Source organism: Spirosoma sp. SC4-14 (assembly GCF_037201965.1).
Lineage (GTDB): Bacteria > Bacteroidota > Bacteroidia > Cytophagales > Spirosomataceae > Spirosoma.
In genome coordinates this window covers 3,281,233-3,307,740 of sequence record NZ_CP147518.1, presented here as the reverse complement: position 1 = coordinate 3,307,740, position 26,508 = coordinate 3,281,233, and the positions used below count along the sequence as shown (strand labels likewise).

28 protein-coding genes are annotated in these 26,508 nt (G+C 46.9%); 21 read left to right on the top strand and 7 right to left on the bottom strand.

Annotated elements, in window-relative coordinates; genetic code table 11:
* Window positions 1-100 precede the first annotated feature (100 nt).
* From miaB to secG, 5 genes are all read left to right on the top strand, one after another.
* The gene (miaB, locus tag WBJ53_RS13350; protein WP_338876633.1) at window positions 101-1,564 is read left to right on the top strand and encodes a tRNA (N6-isopentenyl adenosine(37)-C2)-methylthiotransferase MiaB; all 1,464 of its coding nucleotides are present in this window, start codon (window positions 101-103) and stop codon (window positions 1,562-1,564) included.
* 73 nt (window positions 1,565-1,637) lie between these two features.
* A complete protein-coding gene (locus WBJ53_RS13345; protein WP_338876632.1) occupies window positions 1,638-3,011 on the top strand; it encodes a sigma-54 dependent transcriptional regulator in 1,374 nt (457 codons plus the stop codon).
* Window positions 2,992-3,561 (top strand): LptE family protein, encoded by a 570-nt coding sequence (locus tag WBJ53_RS13340; protein ID WP_338876631.1) that lies wholly within the window; start codon window positions 2,992-2,994, stop codon window positions 3,559-3,561. The genes WBJ53_RS13345 and WBJ53_RS13340 overlap by 20 nt, the downstream gene beginning before the upstream one ends.
* 119 nt (window positions 3,562-3,680) lie before the next feature.
* Window positions 3,681-4,514 carry a hypothetical protein gene (locus WBJ53_RS13335; protein WP_338876630.1) on the top strand — a complete coding sequence of 278 codons (834 nt, stop codon included), beginning with the start codon at window positions 3,681-3,683 and terminating at the stop codon, window positions 4,512-4,514.
* Window positions 4,515-4,586: 72 nt separating this feature from the next.
* The gene (gene secG, locus WBJ53_RS13330) at window positions 4,587-4,991 is read left to right on the top strand and encodes a preprotein translocase subunit SecG (protein WP_338876629.1); all 405 of its coding nucleotides are present in this window, start codon (window positions 4,587-4,589) and stop codon (window positions 4,989-4,991) included.
* A gap of 72 nt (window positions 4,992-5,063) precedes the next feature.
* On the opposite strand, the gene WBJ53_RS13325 is transcribed toward secG, so the two are convergent.
* On the bottom strand, window positions 5,064-5,771 hold the full coding sequence (locus WBJ53_RS13325) for a hypothetical protein (protein ID WP_338876628.1): 708 nt from the start codon (window positions 5,769-5,771) through the stop codon (window positions 5,064-5,066).
* Window positions 5,772-6,020: 249 nt separating this feature from the next.
* On the opposite strand from WBJ53_RS13325, the gene WBJ53_RS13320 reads away from it, so the two are divergent.
* The 3 genes from WBJ53_RS13320 (at window position 6,021) to WBJ53_RS13310 (ending at window position 8,687) form a co-directional block, all read left to right on the top strand.
* The gene (locus tag WBJ53_RS13320) at window positions 6,021-6,317 is read left to right on the top strand and encodes a co-chaperone GroES (protein WP_097124490.1); all 297 of its coding nucleotides are present in this window, start codon (window positions 6,021-6,023) and stop codon (window positions 6,315-6,317) included.
* Window positions 6,318-6,421: 104 nt separating this feature from the next.
* A complete protein-coding gene (gene groL, locus WBJ53_RS13315) occupies window positions 6,422-8,062 on the top strand; it encodes a chaperonin GroEL (protein ID WP_338876627.1) in 1,641 nt (546 codons plus the stop codon).
* A gap of 130 nt (window positions 8,063-8,192) precedes the next feature.
* The gene (locus WBJ53_RS13310; RefSeq protein WP_338876626.1) at window positions 8,193-8,687 is read left to right on the top strand and encodes a GNAT family protein; all 495 of its coding nucleotides are present in this window, start codon (window positions 8,193-8,195) and stop codon (window positions 8,685-8,687) included.
* A 290-nt stretch (window positions 8,688-8,977) separates the two neighbouring features.
* Here the strand turns inward: WBJ53_RS13310 and WBJ53_RS13305 are convergent, their stop codons facing one another.
* On the bottom strand, window positions 8,978-9,637 hold the full coding sequence (locus WBJ53_RS13305; protein WP_338876625.1) for an ABC transporter ATP-binding protein: 660 nt from the start codon (window positions 9,635-9,637) through the stop codon (window positions 8,978-8,980).
* A gap of 160 nt (window positions 9,638-9,797) precedes the next feature.
* Here WBJ53_RS13305 and sucC point away from each other — a divergent pair, with 160 nt between their 5' ends.
* Window positions 9,798-11,015 carry an ADP-forming succinate--CoA ligase subunit beta gene (gene sucC, locus WBJ53_RS13300; protein ID WP_338876624.1) on the top strand — a complete coding sequence of 406 codons (1,218 nt, stop codon included), beginning with the start codon at window positions 9,798-9,800 and terminating at the stop codon, window positions 11,013-11,015.
* A 119-nt stretch (window positions 11,016-11,134) separates the two neighbouring features.
* On the opposite strand, the gene WBJ53_RS13295 is transcribed toward sucC, so the two are convergent.
* Window positions 11,135-11,962, bottom strand: a complete 828-nt coding sequence (locus WBJ53_RS13295) for a M48 family metallopeptidase (protein ID WP_338876623.1) — start codon at window positions 11,960-11,962, stop codon at window positions 11,135-11,137.
* Window positions 11,963-12,172: 210 nt separating this feature from the next.
* On the opposite strand from WBJ53_RS13295, the gene WBJ53_RS13290 reads away from it, so the two are divergent.
* From WBJ53_RS13290 to WBJ53_RS13245, 10 genes are all read left to right on the top strand, one after another.
* Window positions 12,173-12,784: a fumarylacetoacetate hydrolase family protein gene (locus tag WBJ53_RS13290; RefSeq protein ID WP_338876622.1), complete on the top strand. Its 612-nt coding sequence runs from the start codon at window positions 12,173-12,175 to the stop codon at window positions 12,782-12,784.
* Window positions 12,785-13,010: 226 nt separating this feature from the next.
* Window positions 13,011-14,939 (top strand): M23 family metallopeptidase, encoded by a 1,929-nt coding sequence (locus WBJ53_RS13285; RefSeq protein WP_338877188.1) that lies wholly within the window; start codon window positions 13,011-13,013, stop codon window positions 14,937-14,939.
* An 89-nt stretch (window positions 14,940-15,028) separates the two neighbouring features.
* The gene (gene bcp, locus WBJ53_RS13280) at window positions 15,029-15,478 is read left to right on the top strand and encodes a thioredoxin-dependent thiol peroxidase (protein ID WP_338876621.1); all 450 of its coding nucleotides are present in this window, start codon (window positions 15,029-15,031) and stop codon (window positions 15,476-15,478) included.
* A gap of 65 nt (window positions 15,479-15,543) precedes the next feature.
* Window positions 15,544-16,401 carry a transketolase gene (locus tag WBJ53_RS13275; protein ID WP_338876620.1) on the top strand — a complete coding sequence of 286 codons (858 nt, stop codon included), beginning with the start codon at window positions 15,544-15,546 and terminating at the stop codon, window positions 16,399-16,401.
* 85 nt (window positions 16,402-16,486) lie between these two features.
* Window positions 16,487-17,470, top strand: a complete 984-nt coding sequence (locus tag WBJ53_RS13270; RefSeq protein ID WP_338876619.1) for an AAA family ATPase — start codon at window positions 16,487-16,489, stop codon at window positions 17,468-17,470.
* Between the two features lie 65 nt (window positions 17,471-17,535).
* Window positions 17,536-18,033 (top strand): hypothetical protein, encoded by a 498-nt coding sequence (locus WBJ53_RS13265; RefSeq protein WP_338876617.1) that lies wholly within the window; start codon window positions 17,536-17,538, stop codon window positions 18,031-18,033.
* A 9-nt stretch (window positions 18,034-18,042) separates the two neighbouring features.
* Window positions 18,043-18,996 (top strand): transketolase C-terminal domain-containing protein, encoded by a 954-nt coding sequence (locus WBJ53_RS13260; protein WP_338876616.1) that lies wholly within the window; start codon window positions 18,043-18,045, stop codon window positions 18,994-18,996.
* Between the two features lie 98 nt (window positions 18,997-19,094).
* A complete protein-coding gene (locus WBJ53_RS13255; protein WP_338876615.1) occupies window positions 19,095-19,667 on the top strand; it encodes a sigma-70 family RNA polymerase sigma factor in 573 nt (190 codons plus the stop codon).
* Window positions 19,668-19,736: 69 nt separating this feature from the next.
* The gene (locus WBJ53_RS13250) at window positions 19,737-20,201 is read left to right on the top strand and encodes a hypothetical protein (protein ID WP_338876614.1); all 465 of its coding nucleotides are present in this window, start codon (window positions 19,737-19,739) and stop codon (window positions 20,199-20,201) included.
* 26 nt (window positions 20,202-20,227) lie between these two features.
* Entirely contained in the window at window positions 20,228-20,659 is a 432-nt protein-coding gene (locus WBJ53_RS13245; protein WP_338876613.1) for a hypothetical protein, read from the top strand.
* Between the two features lie 96 nt (window positions 20,660-20,755).
* Here WBJ53_RS13245 and WBJ53_RS13240 read toward each other — a convergent pair whose 3' ends face one another.
* The 4 genes from WBJ53_RS13240 to WBJ53_RS13225 form a co-directional block, all read right to left on the bottom strand.
* Window positions 20,756-21,775 carry a DUF5668 domain-containing protein gene (locus WBJ53_RS13240; protein ID WP_338876612.1) on the bottom strand — a complete coding sequence of 340 codons (1,020 nt, stop codon included), beginning with the start codon at window positions 21,773-21,775 and terminating at the stop codon, window positions 20,756-20,758.
* A 90-nt stretch (window positions 21,776-21,865) separates the two neighbouring features.
* A complete protein-coding gene (locus tag WBJ53_RS13235) occupies window positions 21,866-22,333 on the bottom strand; it encodes a PspC domain-containing protein (protein ID WP_338876611.1) in 468 nt (155 codons plus the stop codon).
* Window positions 22,334-22,541: 208 nt separating this feature from the next.
* A complete protein-coding gene (locus WBJ53_RS13230; RefSeq protein WP_338876610.1) occupies window positions 22,542-23,162 on the bottom strand; it encodes an N-(5'-phosphoribosyl)anthranilate isomerase in 621 nt (206 codons plus the stop codon).
* A 101-nt stretch (window positions 23,163-23,263) separates the two neighbouring features.
* Entirely contained in the window at window positions 23,264-23,737 is a 474-nt protein-coding gene (locus tag WBJ53_RS13225) for a DNA starvation/stationary phase protection protein (RefSeq protein ID WP_338876609.1), read from the bottom strand.
* 375 nt (window positions 23,738-24,112) lie between these two features.
* On the opposite strand from WBJ53_RS13225, the gene mnmA reads away from it, so the two are divergent.
* Both mnmA and WBJ53_RS13215 read left to right on the top strand, forming a co-directional pair.
* The gene (mnmA, locus tag WBJ53_RS13220; protein WP_338876608.1) at window positions 24,113-25,267 is read left to right on the top strand and encodes a tRNA 2-thiouridine(34) synthase MnmA; all 1,155 of its coding nucleotides are present in this window, start codon (window positions 24,113-24,115) and stop codon (window positions 25,265-25,267) included.
* A 154-nt stretch (window positions 25,268-25,421) separates the two neighbouring features.
* The gene (locus WBJ53_RS13215; protein ID WP_338876607.1) at window positions 25,422-26,108 is read left to right on the top strand and encodes a DUF1080 domain-containing protein; all 687 of its coding nucleotides are present in this window, start codon (window positions 25,422-25,424) and stop codon (window positions 26,106-26,108) included.
* The last annotated feature ends 400 nt before the right edge of the window (window positions 26,109-26,508 follow it).

The window sequence follows — 26,508 nt, the reverse complement described above, 5'->3', positions numbered from 1 at the left end:
GGCTTTCTTTGTAATTTTGCATCTCCGTTGATGATCATACGCATTCTTGGCCGGGGCTCCGGCTTTGGCATTCCATCAACTCCCTGATTTATTGATACTTATGACGCTCATTCCCGAATTAACTATATTACAGCCAGCCGATAAGGAAGCAATTGACCTGCCGCGCACATCTGAAGAAGAGCTGGCTGTAGGCAAAAAACGCCTGTATATTGAAAGCTACGGCTGTCAGATGAATTTTGCCGATAGCGAAATTGTTGCGGCTGTCATGCGCAACGCGGGCTTTGCCACTACCTCGTCGCCCGAAGACGCAGACCTGATTTTTCTGAATACCTGCGCCATCCGGGAAAATGCGGAGCAAAAAGTTCGGCACCGGCTAAAGCACCTCACCGGCCTCAAACGCCAGAAACCCGAACTACTGGTCGGTATGCTGGGCTGCATGGCCGAACGGCTCAAGACCAAGCTTCTGGAAGAAGAAAAAGTTGTTGATATTGTAGCCGGCCCAGATGCCTATCGCGATATTCCGAAACTAGTCGAAGAAGCCGAATCAGGCCAGAAAGCGGTTAACGTATTCCTCTCGCGCGAAGAAACCTACGCCGATATTTCGCCCATCCGTCTAAACTCAAACGGCGTAACAGCGTTTGTATCGATTATGCGGGGCTGCGACAATATGTGCAGTTTTTGTGTAGTTCCATTTACACGTGGTCGCGAGCGCAGTCGCGATCCACAGAGCATTGTCCGCGAAGCGCAGGATCTTTTCGACCAGGGCTATCGTGAGGTAACGCTGCTTGGCCAGAATGTGGATAGTTATAAATACAGCCCCCCAACCCCCGAAGGGGGAGTTCCAGATACCCCTGCCGCGCCCCCTTTGGGGGATGGGGGGCTTTCTTTTGCTGGGCTTCTCGAAATGGTTGCCCGCATCCATCCCGATCTGCGGGTACGCTTCTCAACGTCTCATCCAAAAGACATAACCGACGAAGTGCTACATACGATGGCGAAGTATGAAAACATCTGCAATTACATTCATCTGCCTGCTCAAAGTGGCAATAGCCGGGTGCTTAAGCTGATGAACCGTACTTATGATCGGGAGTGGTACATCGGCAAAATTGATCGAATCCGCGAGATTCTGGGTGAAGATTGTGGTATTTCGACCGATATGATTTCGGGATTCTGTACAGAAACCGAAGATGAACATCAGGAGTCGTTGTCGTTGATGGATTATGTTCATTACGACTACGCCTATATGTTTGCCTACTCGGAGCGCCCCGGCACACTGGCCGCAAAGAAATACGTCGATGACATCCCCGAAGACGTAAAAAAACGTCGACTAAACGAGATCATTGCCAAACAACTTACGCACTCGGCAGAACGAAATCAACGGCATATTGGTCAGATACAGCGTGTGCTGATCGAAGGGCCATCAAAACGTTCCGAGGATTTCCTCTGTGGGCGAAACGACCAGAATAAGATGGTTGTTTTTCCGAAAGGAGCCCTTCAAAAAGGCCAGTATGTGAACGTGCTGGTTACCGAGTGTACCTCAGCAACACTAATCGGGGAAGTGGTTTAGTGTTTACAGTTTCGGTATTTGGCTTATAATTTACCATAAACCAAATACCGAATACCGAATGCCGTAAACATTTATGAATAATCAAGAAATTCAGAGCGTTAAACAACGCTTCGGTATAATTGGTAACGCTCCTGCGCTCAACTACGCCATCAATGTAGCGATGCAGGTAGCATCTACCGATCTGACCGTATTAATTACGGGCGAAAGTGGTAGTGGTAAGGAATCATTCTCCAAAATCATCCATAGCCTGAGTGCCCGCAAACACGGCCAGTTCATTGCGATCAACTGCGGAGCTATTCCCGAAGGAACGATTGATTCGGAATTATTTGGCCACGAAAAGGGCTCCTTTACGGGTGCTGTCGATTCGCGAAAAGGCTATTTCGAAACAACCAACGGAGGAACTATTTTTCTGGACGAGATTGGCGAAATGCCACTGGGAACTCAGGCCCGATTGCTTCGGGTACTGGAAAACGGTGAGTTTATTCGGGTAGGTTCGTCGAAAACCCAGAAAACCGATGTCCGCGTTGTAGCCGCCACCAACGTCAATCTAATGGATGCCGTTGAAAAAGGTAAATTCCGCGAAGACTTATATTATCGCCTGAATACTGTACCTATCTACGTACCGCCCCTACGGGAACGTGGCACCGACATTGAACTCCTGTTTCGGAAGTTTACGACCGACTTTGCCGAACGTTATCGAATCAAACCGCTCCAACTTACCGAAAGTGCCAAACAGGTATTGATGAGCTACCCATTTCCGGGAAACATTCGGCAGTTGAAAAATATAGCAGAACAGGTATCGATTCTGGAGTCGGAGCAAAACAAACCAATTGACGCCGAAACACTGGCCAAATACCTGCCTCAGCAACAGACCAGCAACCGAACGCTGGCGTTATTTCCGCAAAGTCAGGGCAATGGCAATACCGAAAGCTTTTCGGAACGGGAACTGCTCTACAAGGTACTTTTCGATATGCGTCGTGATGTAAACGACCTCAAAAAGCTCGTTCGCGATGTGCTTGGTAGTGAACAGGATGGCCATCAGATTCTCAATAATCATAAAGACTTATTCGACTCCATTCAGCCTGATGGCGACTATCATCCGCAAAATGACACAAGCATAACCCGTTTTTTGCCCGCCGGTAACACTACAGCTCGAAACGAAGTCCCCCGCACTTCCGTACCACCACCTTCAGAAAGCTACGGAAGCCATCCCCCTGTTCAGCTATTCGACGATGTTGATCGGGATATTAACGACGTTCAGGTTGAAGATGTAACGCACGAAACCGAAGAAGATGATTCGCTGTCGCTGGAACGCCAGGAGAAAGAAATGATCCTGAAAGCGCTTCGCCGAAACAACAACAAACGCAAATATGCAGCCCAGGCGCTGGGCATCTCCGAGCGAACCTTATACCGGAAAATCAAGCAGTATGAAATTGACGAAGAATAGTTTTTTAGTGAAGAATGAAAAGTTAAGAATAAAGAATAAAAAAGCTGTTCACTTTAAACAGTTATTCTTCATTCTTAACTTTTCATTCTTCATTCAATCGTGCGGTATTTACTCCTTCACAGGAACTACCCTTTCGCCCGACATAAAGACCGTAACGGTCAATAACTTTGTGCTGGCAACGGCGGGCGGGCCAGCCAACCTGCCACTTACCTTCAATGAAAAGCTGAAAGAGTATTACCAGCGCTATACGAACCTGAAAGTTGTACCCAACAACGGTGATCTGGTACTGGAAGGCAATATTACGGGCTACGACCTGCTGGCTGTAGCGCCTACGGCTCAGGACCAGGCTGGTGTTAACCGACTCCAGATTACAGTGTTGGCTCGTTTTTATAATAACAAAGACGAAAGTAAGAACTTCGAACAATCGTTTTCATTCTATCAGGATTTCCCTCAGAACCAAACCCTTAGTCAGAATGAAAGTCGACTGGTGCCCAAAATCCTGGATCAGATTGTCCTGGACATTTTCAATAAGACGGCTGCCGACTGGTAATTTTTCGTTGACGAACTATGACTTATAGATGAGAAAAGTGAAAAACTCTGGACCATTCTTCATTTAAAATTCATGATTCATCACTACCTTCGAGCTATCGTATTGCGACACCCCAACCCATGCTGGCACTCGACAAAGAAACCTTTTCGTATTGGGTTACCCATCCGGATGACCTAACTACAACTGATTTTGTTCAACTACAGGAAAGTTTACAGGCATACCCATATTGCCAATCGCTGCATACCCTGACAGCCAAAGCGGCTTCTGTTCATCTCAAAAGCCAGATTGTTCCGTTTATCAGGCAGGCTGCTGCTCATGCACTAAGCCGAAATGCATTGCGCAAATTGATCGATAATGAGTTTCAATGGTCTGAAAACCTGCTGACCAGGCTAAACGAGCTATCGACCAAACACGTGCCCATTCCCGACGATTATCAGCAGGAGAGCTATGCACTCTTTAAATCAAAAGCAGGTTTAACTAACGGTTTTCCCAAATTGCCTTTATTACGCTTACCCGAGCCGGCTCCTCTCGAAATTAAGGAAACGACTCCAACCCCCGAAGATCCGACCCTGGCCGAAACCAATCTTCAAAATGAGCTCGCCCAGATTGCCGAAACATTGCCAGCAGAACCCATTCTTTCTGAAGCAGATTTAGCCCGGAAACAACAGTTTGATCTAATTGAAGATTTTATTAAGAAAGAACCACGTATTTCACCCGTACGAACCAAACTTGGTGAACCAATTGAGCAGGAAGACTTAACCAAACGCAATAAACCGGTTAGTGGTGGGCTAGTAACCGAAAGTTTCGCAAAAATTCTGGTAAAACAGGGTAAATTTGACAAAGCCCGCGAAATCTACGAGAAGCTCATGGTGAAAAATCCAGAGAAAAGCGCGTACTTTGCGGAAAAAATCAGTGAACTTACGAGTGCGGCCAACCAGTCGAGCGAATCGTAAACGCACTCAGTTTATTGAAATCAACTCATTTAAGAATAAACGCCCCGGCGTTCCGGTGGTCATTAAACGTTCATGCTAACGGCAACTATTGTCATTATTTGCATTCTCACAGTCTTATTGATTCTGATTGTGCTCATTCAAAACTCAAAAGGCGGTGGACTAGCCGGTGAATTTGGCGGGCTTGGTTCTAACCAACTCATGGGGGTTAAGAAAACAACCGATCTGCTCGAACAGATCACCTGGGGGCTTGGTATAGGTGTTATGGTTCTTTGCCTTGCTTCCTATATCATGATCGATCGTAATCAGGCTGGTATTATAAACAGTGCCAACGTAGATCGGGCTCAAACCCAAACCCTGCCGGGTGCGGCTGCCCCCACTCCTGCTCCTAACGCAGCTAATGGCGCAGCGCCTAGCCAGGCCGTTCCGGGAGCAGCTGCACCAGGTGCTTCAACCTCAGCTCTGACACCTCAGAAGTAAAAACTTGTAGAACCAATAAAAAAGGCAGCTCGTATGAGCTGCCTTTTTTATTGCCCTTGCGTTTCAACCCTGCTAGGCCACGGCTTTTGCCAGCAATTGGCGGGCAATTGGCAACAGTGTTTCCTGAATCGGATAGGGCTGTTGACTTTCGAGCATATAGGTAGCTGGATTGGGCAAGTAACGATGCCGCCGAATCAGGTCGAGTTTAATATTTTCAAATGTGCTGGTAATACTTTTCCGCACCGCTTCAACATAGCGAAGTCGCACCAATCGCCCTCCCGGCTCCTCTTCAGAATAGAGTGTCAGCCGAAAATAATAGACCTGCGTTTCGTCATGATTGGTGGCATGAATCAATAAATAGCCTTCTTCGGGCTGTAGCGGCAACAAACCAATTGGCATCAGACTCATTGAACTGGCAATATCGAGCCATCGTTGCTGCCCTTCTGTCAGCATAGCCTGAAAACGTGGCAGCGCAAAATTCATGATTGCATCGATCTCTGCCATGAATTCATTGTCCGTTACCTCAGATTTATACTCGATTCGGGGAGGTGGTCCGGTAATTCGCTCTACGCGCTTGGGAAACGCAGCATTTAGCGTACCTTTGCCCCTCGAAAAGTGAACACCGGCTTCATAATGACTACGTAAGTCAGCTAAATCGGGGTACAATTTATTTTCGGTAAAATTTTGCCGGACGGCCTGTAAGTATGCCATCACGACATACTTCTGGTACTCGGCATCAATCCAATTTTGCGTAAACCAGTCAGACTGCAATTTTTTCATAGACTCACTAACGCACTTTAATCAGCATATTGGTAGCTCAAAATAAGGAGCGAACACCAGAAAACCAAATTCTATTTGCTTAAAGTGTAGATTTTGAAAATGAAAAACAAATAAACGGGCAAATGGCAGACTGTCAGTTAAAACCCGGAAATTTTGACAGTTTGGCGAGTTGGCACAAAAATTGGCAGTCGGTGAACCGACGTGTAATGCATTGCACAAACAGTTAATAACCTTAATCAACTCATTATCATGGTAGCAGAAACGGAAAGCGTTAAAGTGAACGTGAAACCGCTGGCTGACCGGGTGCTGGTAGAAGCCGCACCGGCCGAAGAAAAAACCTCGTTCGGAATTATCATTCCCGACACGGCAAAGGAAAAACCTCAGCGTGGAACGGTCGTAGCCGTTGGTGCGGGCAAGAAAGATGAGCCGCTAACGGTTCAGGTGGGCGATACGGTGCTGTATGGCAAATATGCTGGTACAGAAATCACCGTTGAAGGCAAAGAGTACCTCATCATGCGCGAATCAGACATTTTCGCAATCCTGTAAGCTAATTATGAATGAAGAATGCTGAATTGTTCTCTGCTATAAAACAATCTTCATTCTTCATACCCATTCATAATTAATCATTCATAATTCATCATTAACCAACAATGGCTAAGAAAATATTTTTCGATACTGAAGCCCGTGAGCGGATTAAAAAGGGTGTTGATACCCTGGCTGATGCGGTAAAAGTTACCCTCGGCCCTAAAGGTCGCAATGTTATTCTTGATAAAAAATTCGGCTCACCAGCCATCACCAAAGATGGTGTGACGGTAGCGAAAGAAATTGAGCTGAAAGACGCCATGGAAAACATGGGCGCCCAGCTTGTTAAAGAAGTAGCATCGAAAACCGCGGATTCGGCGGGTGATGGTACAACCACAGCAACGGTTCTGGCACAAGCAATTTACTCGATCGGTGCTAAAAACGTAGCCGCTGGTGCTAACCCAATGGACCTGAAGCGTGGTATCGAAAAAGCTGTTGCTGCTGTAACTGCCAATCTGGCTGAGCAGGCACAGACCGTTGGCGACGACTTCGGCAAAATTGCTCAGGTAGCTACCATCTCAGCTAACCACGACGATGAAATCGGCAACATGATTGCCGAAGCCATGAAGAAAGTAGGTAAAGAAGGTGTAATTACGGTTGAAGAAGCTCGTGGTACTGAAACGGAAGTTAAAACCGTAGAGGGTATGCAGTTCGACCGTGGCTACCTGTCGCCTTACTTCGTTACTAACACCGAAAAAATGGAAGTTGAGCTGGATCGTCCGTTCATTCTGATTTCGGAGAAAAAAGTATCGTCGATGAAAGAGCTGCTGCCCGTTCTGGAGCAGGTTGCTCAAACCGGTCGTCCACTGCTGATCATCGCTGAAGATGTTGATGGCGAGGCTCTTGCTACATTAGTAGTTAACAAAATCCGTGGTGCTTTGAAAGTAGCTGCCGTTAAAGCTCCTGGCTTTGGCGATCGTCGGAAAGCGATGCTGGAAGATATCGCTATCCTGACCGGCGGTCAGGTTATCAGCGAAGAGCGTGGCTTCAAACTCGAAAACGCTACGATCGACTATCTGGGTCAAGCCGAAAAAATTCTGATCGACAAAGACAACACGACTGTTGTTAATGGCGTAGGTCAGAAAGAAGATATCACGGGTCGCGTGAATCAAATTAAAGCCCAAATCGAAAACACGACATCAGACTACGATCGCGAGAAATTGCAGGAGCGTCTGGCAAAATTGTCGGGTGGTGTGGCTATCCTCTACATCGGTGCGGCTACCGAAGTAGAAATGAAAGAAAAGAAAGACCGCGTTGACGATGCATTGCACGCTACCCGCGCTGCTGTAGAAGAAGGTATCGTAACTGGTGGTGGTATTGCCCTGATCCGTGCCATTTCGGCTCTGGATGGCATCAACACGATCAACGAAGACGAGAAAACGGGTGTAAACATCATTCGTGTTGCGCTTGAGTCGCCACTTCGTACCATTGTTGCCAATGCTGGTGGCGAAGGTTCAGTGATTGTAAATAAAGTGAAAGAAGGTACGGGTGGTTTTGGCTACAACGCGAAAAACGATACGTTTGAAGATCTGTTCGCTGCTGGTATCATCGATCCGAAAAAAGTTACTCGCCTGGCACTGGAAAACGCAGCTTCGATTGCGGGTCTGTTGCTGACGACCGAGTGTGTTATTGCGGATGAGCCAGAAGAAGCGCCTGCTGGTGGCGGTGCTCCTGGTATGCACGGCGGTGGCATGGGTGGCATGATGTAATCGTGATCGGCCTGCCGATATGGCCGGGATTTTCTGGATTTAACAGATCATTCTGGTTTATAATAAACAAAACGCCCCTGGTCGAAAGATCAGGGGCGTTTTGTTTATTTGCATCAATTATTCTTTAACCATGCTAACCTTACAACCGCTCTCCCCTGCCGACCTGGCTTTCGTTATCCAATCTGAACAGCATCCCGACAACCAACGCTATGTTGGCCAATGGACAGTAGAGCAATATCGCAACGCTCTTGACGATCCGAATTACCAGTGTTTTTTAATTATAGCCGATGGTAATCCAGTTGGTCATTGCATTCTATATGATCTCCAGAACCCCGATAATTCGGTATTGCTCAAACGAATAGTCATTCAAACCAAAGGACAAGGCTATGGTCGTATTGCGCTGGAAAACATAATGGCCTACGTATTTGGGGTCTTAAAGGCGAATCGCCTTTGGCTCGATGTAAGAACTTTTAATGAGCGGGCGGAGAAACTATATCAATCCATTGGTTTTCAGTATGAAGGAACCCAACGAAAAGCATCGCACGTCGATCAGGAGTATGTCGACTTAAAACTCTACGGAATGCTTCGGGAAGAATACAATCAACGAACCGGGCAAGCGGGGTAGCTGCTTATTTTGGCGCTGTTGAGCAGGTACATATAAACGAAAAAGCCAAGCGAGACACTCTCTTGGCTTTCTGATTTACTCAACGTTATGAAAAACTTTTCTTTTCGACACAATTATAAAACAAAATTACAGAATATTCATTCTTTTTCGTAAAATAATTTTTTCGCTTTTTCGTAAACACTTAACAGCCAATGAATTAATACCAATAAGCCACCGCCCCCTTAAGTACATATACTTACCAAAAAGAGAGTAAAACTCGCCTAAAGAGTAAACGTTTAGCAAGGCATAACTTAGTTAAACAGTAAGCCATCACGGATGGTTACGGTACGATCGGCCAGAGCAGCCAGCATTTCGTTATGAGTCACAATAATAAATGTCTGACCTAATTCCTGGCGAAGGCGAAAGAAAAGCTGATGGAGCTCTTCGGCATTTCGGGAATCAAGATTGCCGCTCGGTTCATCAGCAAAAACAATAGCGGGTTTGTTGATCAGTGCCCGCGCAACGGCCGTTCGTTGCTGCTCTCCACCCGACATCTGAGAAGGCAAATGATTCAGGCGCTCCTGCAAACCGAGTGTAACCAGTAGTGCTTCGGCACGCTCGCGCACTTCCTGCTCTTCTTTTCCGGAAATAAAACCGGGCAGGCAAACATTTTCCAAAGCAGTAAATTCGGGTAGCAGGTTATTGAATTGAAAGACAAACCCAATTTGCTCATTCCGAAACTTAGCCAGTTGGCGATCGTTCAGTGCGAATACATTCTGACCATTAATCTGCAAATCGCCCGAATCTGGTCGGTCGAGTGTTCCCAGAATTTGTAGCAGGGTAGTTTTTCCGGCTCCCGATGCTCCCACAATTGATACAACTTCGCCCGATTCGATACTTAAATTGATACCTTTCAGGACGGGCAGGTTGCCATAACTCCGGCGTATGTTCGTAGTTTGTAGTAGCGGCATGTAAATAATGATGAATGATAAATGATGAATGATTGCGGAGAAAAGAAGGTAGCATAATCCATTTAAGTCGATTACGTTCATCATTCATCATTCATCATTCATCATTTCCTGTTAACTTGCCGCAAAAATACGATTTCCAATTCTCCTTGTTGCAGTTGCCATGAATATACACGAGTATCAGGGTAAAGAAATTCTGAAAAAGTACGGTGTCCGGATTCAGGAAGGCATCGTGGCCGAGTCGCCTGAGAAAGCCGTTGAAGCCGCCAAACAAATTATGGCGCAGTCCGGCTCAAAGTTCGTTGTCGTTAAATCGCAGATTCACGCTGGTGGTCGCGGCAAGGGAAAAGTTGTCGGGAGTGAGCAACGGGGTGTCGCGTTAGCCAAGTCAGTTGATGACGTACGTGATATTGCTAAAAACCTGATCGGGAATGTTCTTGTCACCCATCAGACGGGGCCAGAAGGCAAGAAGGTAAACAAAGTTCTGGTTGCTCAGGACGTTTTCTACCCCGGTGCCACAGAGCCCAAAGAAATGTACATCAGTATCCTGCTCGACCGGACTAAAGCCTGCAATGTGATCATGGCCAGCACCGAAGGAGGGATGGACATTGAAGAGGTGGCCGAAAAAACCCCGGAGAAAATTGTAAAAGAATGGATTGACCCATCGGTTGGTCTGCAACCGTTTCAGGCTCGCAAAATAGCCTTTGGGCTGGGCCTTGAAGGCGAAGCCTTTAAAGAGATGGTAAAGTTCGTAACGTCGCTCTATAAAGCGTATGTCGATACGGATGCGTCGATGTTTGAGATCAATCCGGTTTTGAAAACATCGGATAACAAAATTCTGGCTGTCGACGCTAAAGTTAACCTCGACGACAACGCGCTTTATCGCCATCCAGACCTCGCCAATTTGCGCGATATTACCGAAGAAGACCCACTCGAAGTAGAAGCTACCGCCAGTGATCTAAACTACGTAAAACTCGACGGTAACGTGGGTTGTATGGTTAATGGTGCTGGTTTGGCCATGGCCACCATGGACATCATCAAACTATCGGGTGGTGAGCCTGCCAACTTCCTCGACGTAGGTGGTGGAGCGAATGCCAAAACGGTTGAAGCTGGTTTCCGAATCATCCTGAAAGATCCGAACGTAAAAGCAATTCTGATCAATATCTTCGGGGGTATCGTTCGCTGCGACCGCGTAGCAACGGGCGTGGTGGAAGCTTATAAAGCAATTGGCGATATTCCAGTTCCAATCATTGTTCGTTTGCAGGGTACAAACGCCGAAGAAGGCGCCCGAATCATCGATGAATCGGGGCTTAAAGTGCAGTCGGCTGTCTTGTTGAAAGAAGCCGCCGAAAAAGTTCGTCAGGTTGTCGAAGCACTGTAATTGCCACTAACAGCTTCCTGCTACTGATGTCTTATAATTTATGATTGCCAGCAAGAAGCTGTCATAGAAAAAAAGAAAGCCGGGTTTATGTCCCGGCTTTCTTTTTTATACTTATTGGTCTATCGACGTCCATTATAATATTTCATGGCATCGGGCAGCAGCTTTTGCAGGTCCGCAATTCGGCGGGCATCGGATGGGTGGTCCGAAAAGAATTCGGCGGGTGCTTTTCCGGCACTGGCTTTAGCCATTCGCTGCCAGAACGTAATGGCTTCGTTTGGATCGTAACCAGCCATTGCCATAAAAATCAGGCCCAAATGATCCGCTTCTGATTCCTGATTACGGCTATGCGGAAGTGCTCCAAAATACTGATACATCAGCGGTCCGCCAGTACCAATAGCTTGCTGAAATAGAGCCTGCGTTTGTGGGCTCTTTGATGCGGTCGCAATACCAGCCGCTACCTGGCCAACCTGAAGTATACCGTTTGCCACCAGGCCTTCACTCATGCGTTCGTTACCGTGTTCGGCTATGGCGTGCGACACTTCGTGACCCAGTACGGTTGCTAAACCGGCTTCGTTTTGCGTATAGGGCAGAATACCGGAGTAAACCACAATTTTGCCACCTGGCATACACCAGGCATTCACCTGATTGCTTTGCACAAGGTGATATTCCCACTTAAAGCCCTCCAGCCGTTTGCTATAGCCATTGGAGTTCATGTAGCTCTCCACTGCCTGACGGATTCGATCGCCTACCCGAGTTACCATAGCGGCATCGCCGGTGCTGGCAATAACCCGGCTAGTATCCAGAAATTGACGATATTGTGTAAAGCTCATTGAGAGCATGTCATTATTGGGAACCAGAATCAGTTGCTTTCGTCCAGTAAGGGGTACTTTCTCGCAGGCTGTAACAGCAAAAACGAGCGACATCATCAAGAATATGACTTTTTTCATTTCCATGTGTTTTTGTTCGGAATGGTCTTCTGACGTTATATGACCCGTAACGTATCGGATTTGTTCAAATATTTAGGCAGGGGTGTGGTAGGGCCCTCTTTAGTCGTTAGATTTGTAGCATTTTGAATAGTTTAGTGAAAAGCGGAGCCGTTCCGCATTATATATCATCCAGTGCGGGGCTCAATAAAGTGCCGCACCACCGCCTTACTTATGAAAATCATCTGCGTTGGCCGTAATTACGCCGAACACGTCAGGGAACTTAACAACGAAAAACCCGACGATCCTGTTATTTTTATAAAGCCTGAAACGGCTGTTCCACTTAAAAATGAGCCATTCTTCTATCCGAGTTTTTCGAACGATGTTCATTACGAAGTCGAAATTCTGGTAAAAATTAACCGGGTCGGCAAAAATATAGAAGAGAAGTTTGCCCACAAATATTACGATGAAATTGGTGTTGGTATCGACTTCACAGCCCGCGATGTTCAGAGTAAGCTAAAAGCAAAGGGGCTCCCCTGGGAACTGGCAAAAGGATTCAACGGCTCGGCTCCCATTTCGACTTTTGTACCAAAAACCGATTTCCCTGATTTACAGAATCTGAACTTCCGGCTCGATCTCAATGGCGAAACTCGTCAGGTAGGCAACACCAGTATGATGTTGTTTAAGATTGACTACCTGATTTCGTTCGTGTCGCGTTATTTCTTACTCCAGCAGGGTGATATCATTTTCACTGGCACCCCATCTGGCGTTGGTCCTGTACAAATAGGCGACCAGCTAACAGCATACATTGAAGATAAACTAATGCTGGCAGTTGACGTTAAATAAACGAATCCCATTGTTGGTTTTTCGTGCCTGATTGAGGTACTGAGGCAGGCAATGATTTTATTATTAGCTTTTGAAACGAGTAATCATTCATAGTTTTCTGGCGGCTATAGTGGCTTCCGGTCCGCTATTGGGACAGACGAGCGTCGACGCTGAAAAACCGTCAGCTAATTCGAAACTAACCGAAACGCTGCCTCCAGATTCTCCCGTGGCGCCAGCGGGCTATTTCATGTTCCCCATCATGCCGGGAGCAGCTAACTCATTGTCGGGTGGCATGGGCGATTTGCGGGCCAATCACTTTCATGCCGGTCTCGACATCCGTACTGGTGGTCGCGAGGGGCTCGATGTTCATGCGGCTGCCGATGGCTACGTTTCCCGTATTGCGGTTTTTACGGGGGGATATGGTAATGTTATTTTCATTAAACACCCCAATGGCCTTACCACCGTTTATGGGCATCTGAAATCGCTGAAAGATACACTGGGCACTTTCTTACGGGAGCAACAGTATCAGAAAAAAACGTTCGAAATCGACCTTCGGCCAACGCCCGGACAATTTCCGGTAAAAAAAGGGGATGTTGTTGCTGCATCAGGGAATACGGGCGGATCGGGTGGACCACACCTTCATTTCGAAATTCGTGACGCGAAAGACAATCTGATTAATCCGTTGCTCTACGATTTTTCGGAACTGCGCGACGATGTTCCGCCCTATTTTGAGCGTATTGCCCTGAAAACCATGACGGCTACATCGCGGGTCAACGGCGAATATCAACGGGTAAGTTATGCTCCTGTCCGATTAGCAGATGGCTCCTATACCCTCAAACAACCCATTACAGCTTCGGGACTGATTGGGCTTGAAATACTGGGCTATGACAAAACCAGCGGATCACCCTACCGGAATGGCATCAACTGCCTCGAAATTAGGCTCGATGGCAAGGAAGTGTTTGCCTACAACATGAATAGCTTCCCGAACGAGCAAACGCGGTTCATGAATATCCATGAAAACTACGAAGTAGAGCAAACCAGCGGTCAGCGCTATCACCGAGGCTATATTGCCGATGGCAACATTCTCAATCTTTACAAGCTACAGAACAATGCCGCTTACCGGGGCCGACTGCCACTACTGGACGGTCAACCGCATGAGGTCTCGCTGACGTTGTATGACGCCTTCGACCATGCAGCCAAGTTAACATTTACCATTCTGCCCGAAAAGCCCATCCCGGCACCCAACCGAACCGATTCGCTGACCATTCAGCCAGATGCCGACGAAGACACAGAAGAGGAATCGATTCAGGGCGATCCATCGGCAACCATTACAACGGATGAAAATGTGCTGAAACTTACGGTAAAAAATGTATCCGTAAGCAATCCACCTATGGCCAAACTCCACATTGGCCGAACCGTTGTTGAGCAAAGTGTCAGCTATATACATAAGAATCAGGCCGTTTATCTGATAGATTTGCGTCAGTCGCTGCCCGACTCTGTTCAGTTTGGGCGTAATGTAGTACGGACAAATTTTAAAAAGCGCATTATGCCGGGTCGCAGTGAAATGCTGGTTGATGGTAATACTCGACTGCGCTTTAGCCCTCAAACGTTGTTCGATACGCTGTATCTGGCCATGCGTACACTGCCGGGTGGAGGCCTGGAAATTAATCAGTCGACCATTCCCATCAACGACTATTTAACAATCCAGTATACGCCAAACTATCCAATTGCCATCGATACCATGCGAACCAAAGCTTACTGGGTAAGCGGAGGTAATGAGAGTTTTCTGGGCGGAACGTGGAACAAAGGAAAAATTGAGTTCAAAACGCGCACACTTGGGCGCTTTCAATTAATAACCGATGCCACACCACCCAGAGTCGAAATTCTGTCGGCAACGCCAAACGGTATTACAGCCCGAATTCGAGACGATTTGTCAGGAATTGCGGACTTCCGGGCACTGGTCAATGGTGAGTGGGTTTTGATGCAATATGATTACAAACGGGCTTTGTTATGGTCCGACAAACTGAATCCTGACGAACCATTCGAAACCGGAGCGGAAGTACTCGTTCAGGTTAAAGACCGATCGGGAAATATCGGTTCCGACAGTACAACCATTGCCATTCCTCGCCCGGCTGTTCGCCATAAGGCAGCTCCCAAACGACGCAGGAAGCGGTAAAGTCAGTATTCGGTTTACGGTGGCTCTGCCTGTTAGCTCGCTTTAATGCAAAGCCACCGTAAACTGAAAACCATAAACCATAAACCATCATGAACCTAAACATTGGCGACCCGGCCCCCGACTTCAGCAGTATAGACCAGAACGGTAATCCGGTAAAATTGTCAGATTTTCGCGGAAAGAAAGTTGTGCTGTATTTTTACCCCAAAGACGATACCCCCGGCTGTACGGCGCAGGCCTGTAGCTTACGCGATAACTACACTAGCCTGAAAGCAGCTGGTTATGAGGTTTTAGGGGTTAGTGTCGATGACGTTAAATCGCACAAAAAATTTGCAGGAAAATATGATTTACCCTTTACGCTAGTGGCCGATACCGATCAGCAGATTGTAGAGGCTTATGGTGTCTGGAAGGAAAAATCGATGTATGGCCGCACTTACATGGGAACTGTACGAACAACGTTCCTTATCGACGAAAACGGCATTATTACCGACATCATTGGAAAAATAGATACCAAAAATCACGCAGAACAAATTTTAAAATAGTTTTACGCGGGCAAAACCCGCCAATTGTTTACCGTAAAAAAAAGCGGGAATCCCCCGCACTACACATGGAAATCGAACAACTCGAACACATTGCCACTGCCGTTCGTCGCGACATCGTTCGCATGGTTGCAGCCGTCAACTCGGGCCACCCTGGTGGATCGCTGGGCTGTACTGACTTCATGGTCGCTCTTTATTTCGACGTCATGAAGCTCAAGAAAGATGCCGACGGCAAACCTATCTTCGATATGGATGCCCGCGACGAAGATGTTTTCTTCCTCTCTAATGGGCATATTTCGCCCGTTTTTTACTCTGTGCTGGCTCGTTCGGGCTATTTTCCACTCGAAGAATTGTCGACGTTCCGTAAACTCGACAGCCGTTTGCAGGGTCACCCAACCACTGCCGAACATCTGCCGGGTGTTCGTATCGCATCGGGTTCTCTGGGGCAGGGCTTATCGGTAGCCGCCGGAGCTGCCTATTCGAAAAAACTCAACGGCGACACCAACCATGTTTATGTGCTGATGGGCGATGGTGAACAGCAGGAAGGCCAAATATGGGAAGCGGCACAATTTATTCCGAACAAAAAGCTGGGCAACCTGACCGCCGTTATCGACTATAACCACGCTCAGATCGATGGTTCTACGGATAACGTGAACAGTAACCGCGACCTTGCGGCTAAATACAAAGCGTTTGGCTGGCATGTCGACGAAATGAAAGGGAACGACATGGCCGATGTTGTTGCAACCCTGAAAAAAGCCCAGGAAAACCCCGACGTACCGACGCTGATTCTGATGCATACCGAAATGGGTTATGGGGTCGATTACATGATGGGTAGCCACAAATGGCACGGTATTGCTCCGAATGCCGAACAGTTGCAGCAAGCCCTCAACCAGTTGCCACTGACCGTAGGCTATTCAGATTATTAATCAGACCGACTCAACTTCGACAACGTTTTAAGCCGCATTGGCGCGGAGTGGCCCGTGCCATCCGATTTGTCAAAGCATAAGGCTCATGAAGATCAAACGCCTGGTTATCGAAAATTTCAAGTCCATCGAACGGATCGAGCTTAGTGAGCCGAACCCGTTCACGGTCTTTGTCGGCCCCAACGGGTCGGGCAAGTCAAATATTTTCGAAGCGTTGGAGTTTGTGAATCTTAATTATAAGCTAGGTAGCCAAGGTGCTTTAAGCGTTATGGGAGGGTGGGATTCTATTCGAAATCGACATCGAAGCCATGAATTGTTTAAATCGATTATTGAGTTTGCTGATTATGAAATTTCAATAGATCCCGCTAAATCGGAGAAAACAGATGTACTATCGTATATATATTCTATGCCTTTAGTAGAAGGTATACATATGCATCCTAATGATTCTCTCAATAAAAAACAATTTATTAATGGTTTCACTCGCTTATTTGTCAAAAATAATCAGATTGTCAAGATCTCTTTAAATGATAATCAGCGTTTATCACTATCGGCGGCTAATCTGGAAAAGGTTCTAAAGCGTATTTTGAGCGACCAAACCTTACGGGCTGAAATTTTCGAATGGCTTGACCTGTTTGTGCCGGGTTTTAGAGCGGTTGAGGTCGATGATCGGGATGAACTTCATTGGTTCGAAGAATCAATCCCCGATTATTTCACCAAGGATCTGATCTCTGACGGAACTTACAACATTCTGGCTATGCTGGCCGCTGTTTACCAGAGCGATGACAAACCCCAGTTTCTTTGCATTGAAGAACCGGAAAATGGCTTACATCCGCAGGTTGCGGGCGAGCTAGTCGATTTCTTCCGTATTATGTGTGAAGAACGTGGTCATTACATCTGGCTGAACACACATTCACAGTCAATGGCGGCACGCGTGAAGCCAGAAGAATTTGTGATCGTAGAAAAGAAACAGGGTGCAACGGTAACCCGGCAATTCAGAAAAGAAGATTTTCATGGAATGCGGGTCGATGAAGCCTGGCTCACAAACGCGTTGAACGGAGGGCTGGCATGGTAAGGATCGGGTTTATCTGTGAAGGTGATACAGAGGTAAAGATTATAAAATCAGATGCCTTTCAACAAGTGTTACAAAAAGCTGGATTACAGTGTATTTTTCCCGTTGAAGACGCTGATGGCAATGGAAATCTGTTGCCTCATAACTTAGGCGAAAAGCGGGAAACACTTAAGAAAGCCGGGGCCGACGCAGTGGTTATCTTAACAGACCTTGATGAAGATTCCTGCATAACCCGAACCCGACAGCGAATTGGCGATTTTCCTAACCAGCACATTATTGTAGCTATACGGGAAGCCGAAGCCTGGTTTCTGGCCGATTCTGCTACATTGAGCGCGTTATTAGGGAAGACAGCTTATTTCGAATATCCAGAACAGGAACCGGAGCCATTTGAAACAATACGTCGGCTCTTCCTCAAAGAAACAGGGCGGGGAGTTGGAACAAAACCAATTCTTGCCCGTCGGATGCTTAAATACGGTTTCACCGTAGAAAAAGCAGCCCAGCATCCCAATTGTCCGAGTGCCCACTATTTTCTCACTAAATTGCAAACCATCGCTTCGGCGAACTGAATACAGACAATGAAAAAATACGAGTATACCGAAAAAAAAGACACCCGCTCCGGCTTTGGCGCGGGCATTGCCGAACTCGGCAAAACCCACCCCAATGTGGTAGCTCTGACCGCCGATCTGGCCGGGTCGCTGAAACTCGAAGCATTCATTAAAGAAAACCCCGACCGTTTCGTGCAATGCGGTATTGCCGAAGCCAACATGATTGGTGTTTCGGCCGGTCTGACTATTGGTGGCCACATTCCGTTTGCTACCACCTTCGCCAACTTCGCAACGGGCCGCGTTTATGACCAGATTCGCCAGTCGGTAGCATACTCGAACAAAAATGTTAAAATCTGCGCATCGCACGCGGGTGTAACACTGGGTGAAGATGGTGCTACACACCAGATTCTGGAAGATTTGGGCATGATGAAAATGCTGCCCAACATGACCGTCATTAACCCATGCGACTACAACCAGACCAAAGCGGCAACCATTGCTATTGCTAATCACGTTGGCCCGGTTTATCTACGATTTGGCCGTCCGGTTATTCCAGTCTTTACACCTGCCGATCAGAAATTTGAAATTGGCAAAGCCTGGACTGTCAATGAAGGCTCCGACGTGTCGATTTTCTGTACCGGTCACCTCGTTTGGGAATCGATCAAAGCGGGAGAAATACTGGCTGCTGAAGGAATTGAAGCCGACATTATCAATATCCATACGATTAAACCGTTAGATGAAGAAGCCATTCTGGCATCAGTGAAGAAAACGGGGTGTGCCGTATCGGCCGAAGAGCACATGATCAACGGCGGTCTGGGCGATAGCATTGCCCAGGTACTGGCGCGAAATTATCCGGCTCCACTCGAATACGTTGGCGTTCATGATACCTTCGGAGAAAGTGGTACGCCCGATCAACTGATGCAGAAATATGGTCTCACCGCCGATAAAATTGTTGAGCAGGTGAAAAAAGTAATGGCAAGAAAATGAGTTTACAGTTTTCCGTTTAGAGTTTTCAGTGCTCTGCGAAGGTCTTAAACAGGCGAGGCACTGAAAACTCTAAACGGAAAACTGTAAACTGAACTAAAATGACTGACGAAGAACTCCTAGCCAAATATCGCGATCCGTCGAGCCGGAACTATGCCTTCAATCTCCTGGTACGCAAGTATCAGCAGAAGATTTACTGGCATATCCGGAAGATGGTCATTGACCACGACGATGCCGATGATCTGGTTCAGGAAACATTTATTAAAGTCTGGAATAGCCTGGAACAGTTTCGGGGTGACAGTCAGTTATATACCTGGATTTACCGAATTGCTACCAACGAGTGCCTCAATTTTTTGAACAAAAAACGGCGTCGTTTTTTCTTACCGATAGGCGATGTGGAGGGCGAGTTGATGGAGAAGCTGGAAAGTAATACGGATTTTGTTACCTCCGGCAATGAACCCAGTGGCGAAGAAATTCAGATGAAGTTACAAAAGGCACTTCTGAAATTACCCGATAAACAACGGCTGGTCTTTAATATGAAATACTTCGACGATATGAAGTATGAAGAAATAGCAGAGATTACCGGCACGTCGGTTGGGGCCTTGAAAGCATCGTATCATCTGGCGGTAAAAAAAATCGAAGAATATTTGGACAAATCTGATACATCCGATTAAACCCCGCTTCATGAAGCTTGTCAAACCTCATATACAGAATGAATTGTGTAACTTGTACACAGAACGACAATGAATGAAATGGAAAACTTCAGGCTCGATGAACTTCCCCCTGAACACGCGCTCAGGCAGCAACCGTTCAGGGCTCCCGATGGTTACTTCGATCAGTTACCATCGCGAATTCAGGCTCGTGTAACGCGTAAGCCCAAACCAGCTTTTAGTATTAGCTGGTCGTGGCAACGAACGGCTGCGTCGCTGGCTGGTGCCAGCCTGCTCGTACTGCTTGTCTGGAAAACACTCCCCCAGCGGCAGGAATCGATTGGCAATGAAGCATTGGCAGGTGTAAGCGATGAAGTAATTGCCGCTTATCTGGACGATCAGGGAGTCGATCCCTACGAATTGGCCGATGGTCAGCAAATTCATGCGTCGTTGGGCAGCGATACAACAGCTATCCAGTATTTAAATGTACAGCCGGCTGATATCCAACGGCACATCGACGAACAAAACGTATCGGACATTCTGAGCTACGGCTCCTGACTTATAGAATGGTTAATTCTACCACAATGAGACACGCATGGATTGGTTGGATAGTAGCTTTTGTGATGACAACCCACATCGCACAGGCACAAAACGACCTCAACGGACGCCAGAAAATTGAATCAGCCAAGATTGGCATGATCACAAATCGGTTGAATCTGACCACGGACCAGGCTCCGCAATTCTGGGCAATTTATAATGAATATAACGCCAGAAAGCAGGAACTGAACCGACGAATTCGCCAGCTAACCAGCGACCCAGCCCGCAACAACCTCAACGACAATCAGTTGGTAAATGGATTGCGCGAGATCAATGCCACCAAACAAAAACTGGCCGACCTCGATCAGGAATATATGAGCCGGTTTCTAAAAGTAATTACCCCCGCCCAACTAACCGAATTGTATAAAACTGAACAGACATTCAATCGGATGCTGATCAATCAGTTGAAACAAAACTAGACCGCCCGGCGGCCCGGCGGGATTTTTGTGATTTATCGGACTGACTTTGATTAAAAATAAAATCAAAGTCAGTCCGATAAATCACAAAAATCCCGGTCAGTAGCGTACCACTTTAAAGCTGGAGATACCACCATCAAAGCGAATCGTCATCTTTTTTTGCGCTGTTGCATAACCAGGACTTTCAAATTCGCCACCCCCTATATCCGTAAACTCGTCGAGTCGTTCGATATTCAGGGCTCCATCTTTTACGACGCGGCAACCTACTTCTTTCGGAACCCGAACCGTAACCGAAGCCGCACCAACATCCAGCTTCACATCCGCCTGATCGGCTTTTGCGCCAAGCTTTAGATCGAGGTCAGCAGCACCAGCGGCCAGTTTCAGATTTTTTACGGCATACGCACTCAGATCCAGATCGCCCTGGCCAGCGCCTAAGGCAATATCCATTGTCCATACCGGCTTTTCGTTCAGATGTACGTCGACCCGGTTTTCAAATTTCCCCTCTTTCAGATCAAATTTCTGATCCTCATCCGTTGGTTTCAACTCAATTGTGGGTACATGCGTTGTTTCATTCCGGTCAACCGTCATGGTATAGCTACCAAAATTGAGCTTCGTGTTGGCTTTAATCAACTCCGACGTTGGGTCACTGATTTCGAAACGCCCGGCACCACCGGCCATTTTAAAGACGGCCTCCCGGGTGTCGGCCTCCATCGACTCAGCAAAGGTATTGGTCTGAGCAGACCCACTTAAATTCCGGTGCTCGCGCTCAGAGCGATACTCATCTTCGTTGTCATTATCGTCATCATCAGAGCGATTGTGGTCATCGTCGTCGTCATCATGGTCCCAGCGCCAATGATAGTGTTCCCGATCGCGATTATGCGAAAAGAAGCCAAATAAGGTAGTGGGTACGGCAACGGCCAGCATTACGGTTGTGACAAACGAGGCTGGATTGCCACGTCGTTCAAGAATTATATTAATACCAGCCAAAATCAACAATAGGGGCCACAAGTTCACAAGCGAATGCCAGTCGACATCCAGCCATCCGGCTCGACGTGCCAGAAACAACACGCCAAATGTGAGTAGACAAATGCCCCAGAATAATCCGTTTCGTCGTTGCATGACATTTTTTTTTAAGATGTAAACGCATGAAATAGGGAGTATGACGTATTTCTGGATTCAGAACCTACCTCATCTCCCCTATTTCAACGCTTACAAAGTGTCATTAGGATTGTTGTTATTATTGGAATCGAAGGGCGTTTTGATGCGATCGCGGAAAATTAGCCACAGACCAATAGCGATCAGGAAAAACGGCCACAGATCGCCGAAATCGATGTCGAAATAACGATCCAGCAAAAACAAAACGCCAAGCAGAATCAGGACAGCTCCACCAACAACACTACGGTCGGGCGATGCGGGTCGATTAGGATTGTAGGGATTCATAGAAAAAACAGGGTTTGCATAAACGGTTGATTGTGCGGCCGATGTACCGAACCTGCGTTCTGGCAGCGCAATCCACAAGATACAGTAAATGATAAGCGCTGGAAAGTGCGGAATGAAAATTCCTATCACAAATAGGACTCGGACTAAGGAGCGATCTATACCAAAGTAGTCGGCTATACCAGCGCATACACCACCTATCTGGGCCTGGTCAGGAATACGTTCTAATCGTTTGTTCATGGCTTTTTGTGTCTAAAACCGATGTAAACCTAGTAACGGAAAAGAACGTATGAAATCAGAATTGGAAGAATGGACGTGCCGTGTGATGGAAGTATGTTTTCAATGATAGTAGGTTATACATAGTAGCAGGCATTCAACTAAATCCTGAAAGATTGTAAACCCTTTCAGGTTTGTTTATTGGCTACCCAGGGAGCTACCTTATTTATTTCTAGTCTTCTTCGATAGCTTCGAGAATATCCATTAACTCGCCAAACTCTTTATTGCCAGGCTGCTCCTCATCTCCTCCACTCAATGCAATTCCCTGCACCGGTAGTTCGGCCAGTAGTTCACGAACATTATTGGCTGAGATACCTACCCCTAGCAGAACCGGGTAGCGACTGGCTAACTGCTGAAGAACAATCTTAAGATCGCTATCAAGATGAAGTGGACCATTATGTTCCAGAAGAATATAATCTGCTCCGGTAGCTCCGGTTCTGATAAGTGTACTGAGTTCGTCGAGCGTAACAAGCGACAGATCAATTCGTAGAATGAGCGGCTTGCCGAGTGTGCCCAGATAAGGTAGCAAAGCGGCCTCATCCACCTGCAAAAGATCGGGCTGGTATGTGTCCAGCATTTGACTGATCTCATCAGGATCGGTCGATACGGTTTCGCCAACAATCAGAACGCCAGCCACCCAGGACTTTATTTCGGCAAACGTTTTGGGCTCAACATAATTTACAGAATCGACATCCATCGAAAAGCCGAGCATATCGACACCCATGCCCGCACAATATCGGGCATCACTCAAATTGGTAACGTTAGAAATTTTGACTAAAGTAGCGAGAGCCATTATAATCTATTGATTGCTGGCACGAAGTTAAGGCTACCAGGTGCAGGGTGCAAATAATGGCGGGGGCTCCTCGCCATCCCTGCGTGACGCCCCCGCCATTATTACTTAAGATGCGCCCGTAGCATCCAGGCAATTTTTTCGTGCTTTTCCATTAGCCCGGTTATATAGTCACTCGTTCCAGCGTCGTGATGAGCTTCCTGAAACTCATTGATATTGCCCCGCAGAAACGTAATAATGCTTTCATGATCGCTCAGAAGCTTTTTAATCAGGCTACGACTATCGTTGCCATCTTCGTCCTGCTCGGTTAAATGGGTCAGTTGCAGAAAGTTTTTCAACGTTGCTGGTGCATAATGCCCTAGCTGCCGGATTCGTTCGGCAACATCGTCGACAATCTCGGCAGATTGGTTATAAAGTTCTTCAAAATAGAGATGGACTGAATGAAAATCCATCCCTTCCAGATTCCAGTGTGCATTGAGCGTTTTTGTGTAGAGCACGAATTCGTCGGCCAATACCTTAGATAACTGATGGGCAACGATTTCACGGTTTTCAGAGGAAATACCAATATTTGCTTCCATAAGACTTGTGAGTAATGAATGGTTGAACTGTTAATTAAATTCCGGCGTAATTTAGTTAGAATTTGCTCAGAAACCGGATCGTCTTAAACGCTATAGCTCATTGTCGGTTTGTTTTCCAATACCCAATGCTGGCCCATATTGGTATTTTCCGCATGACGTTTTTGGCGGCTACCAACAAATTATCCGGCTATATTGAATTGATTTATGCCTGTTGTTGTTAAGCGTTATTGATATGGAGGCATTCCATAAATGGAACAAATTTTCTATAATTTGGTATTTACCCATTGCCATGAATTACAGGAAGTGGGCGATCCTCTGTTAAGTAACATCATATTAAACCAATAATCGCAGGACTTTGAATCCTGGCAGATCGTTATGAGTAAACACGGACGCATTCTTGTTGCCATGAGTGGCGGCATCGATTCCTCACTGGCAGCGGTTATGCTGCACGAAGAAGGCTACGAAGTAATTGGCATGACCATGAAAACATGGGACTATGCATCTTCGGGCGGCACTAAAAAAGAAACTGGCTGTTGCAGCCTCGACTCCATCAACGATGCCCGCAACATTGCCGTAAGCCTGGGCTTTCCGCACTATATTCTGGATATCCGCGAAGAATTTGGCGACTATGTGATCGATCATTTCACGGGCGAGTACCTGGAAGGTCGCACACCAAACCCCTGCGTACTCTGCAATACGCACATCAAATGGGACGCCCTATTGCGCCGGGCCGACCGGCTCGACTGTGAGTTTATTGCAACCGGACACTATGCCCATATCCGGCAGGAACAAGGTGGTTTGGCGGATGGCCGATACATTATTTCCAAAGGAGTAGATACACTAAAAGATCAGTCCTACGTGCTTTGGGGTGTATCGCAGGAAAGCCTGAGTCGAACCAAATTGCCTCTGGGACATCTTCGTAAATCTGAAATTCGCGAAATGGCCAAAGAACGGGGCTTTATCGAACTAGTTACCAAATCGGAATCATACGAAATCTGCTTCGTACCCGACAACGATTACCGGGGCTTTCTCAAACGGCGCATTCCGGGACTAGAAGACAGTGTGGCGGGTGGCAATTTTGTAATGGAAGGGACCGGCAAAATTCTCGGCAAACACCAGGGTTATCCATTCTATACCATTGGGCAACGGAAAGGGCTGGGCATGGCCTTCGGTCAGCCTATGTTTGTTACCGAAATTCGGAAAGAAACCAACGAAGTTGTACTGGGAATCGATAAAGACCTACTGCGCGATGGCATGATTGTGAGCAAACTGAATCTGCAAAAATATGGTCACCTTCCGGCTCCACTCGAAACCATTACCAAAGTTCGATACAAAGATCCGGGAACGGCTGCAACTATATCTCAGCATAACGATAAAATTGAAGTTCTTTTCCATGAAGGTGTTTCGGCTATTGCACCCGGTCAGGCTGCCGTTTTCTACGAAGACAATGATGTTATTGGTGGCGGCTGGATCATGAAAAGTTTTCGGCAGAGCGAAGCCAAAGCAACCCAACAAGCGGCTCTGGTATAACCTAAAAGTCAGCAATCTGCTTTAACACAATCGACTGATTGGCAAGCTATTTCGAACGGCACTGTATAGACTGGGGCAATAAAATCTCGGCATATACGGTGCCGTTCTATGTAAAAACACCTTTCTTTGTAAATAGACTTTACCACTAAACTAGATGAAAAGCTGTCTGCTCCTTACAGGTCTTTTACTGGCATTAACCACCCAATTATTCGCTCAGACTCCACCTACCGGACACCCCAATACGAACGGAGCAGGCTGGAAACCCCTTTTCGAGAGAGACTTATCTGATGCAGGTTACCCTAAAGGCGTATGGAGTTATTCGGAGGGCGAACTCACGGCCACCGAAGATAAAGCCATCTGGACAGCCAGAGCCTATGACGATTTTGTGCTGGACCTTCAGTTTAAAACCGCCGATGGAACCAATAGCGGCATTGTTGTGCACTGTAGCGACACAGCCAACTGGATTCCAAATTCGGTAGAAATTCAGATCGCCGACGACCATTCTAAAAAATGGTCAGAATCGCCCAAAAATTGGCAATGTGGTGCTTTTTTCGGCCATCAGGCTGCTACCAAAAGCCTGGTAAAAAAGCCTGGCGAATGGAACCGGTATACGATTACCTGTCAGGGAAAAATGATTTATATCGTTCTCAACAATCAGTTAGTGAACACCATTGATCTGTCGAAATTCACATCGGCCAAGACAAACCCTGATGGCTCTGAGGTTCCGGCCTGGCTCAGCAAACCCGCTGCCGACTTACCCTTGCATGGCTATATTGGTTTACAGGGAAAACATGCCGGGGCACCTATTTACTTCCGCAATCTGAAGATTAAGGAATTATAGACCGAATCAGCAGTAATGCGCAGTTGATAAGAAACAGACACTGCCCCAGTAGTAACGCAATAGCACATCCAACAAAGCAGTCAGACAAAATCTGGCTGCTTTTTTCTAATGGAAGCACAATCATAAATAACGGACCAATAGTCAGCAGTAGGTGCAGTCTTGTCAGTGTTGGATTGGATCTTTTTAGGTTCCGGCGCATTAACCAATAACCCACACCCACCCCAAACAAAAGTATCGAGCCTAGCCAGGCAAAATTCATATTACCGACTACATAATAAGTATCTGCCAGTTGAATATCAACAGTGCGCCCATTGAAACCTGCCCCAGTCAGCAACAATACGGGTATAGAAAACCAACTCGCTAGATAGGGTTTCCGAAGATCTAAGTTCATATTGCGCTG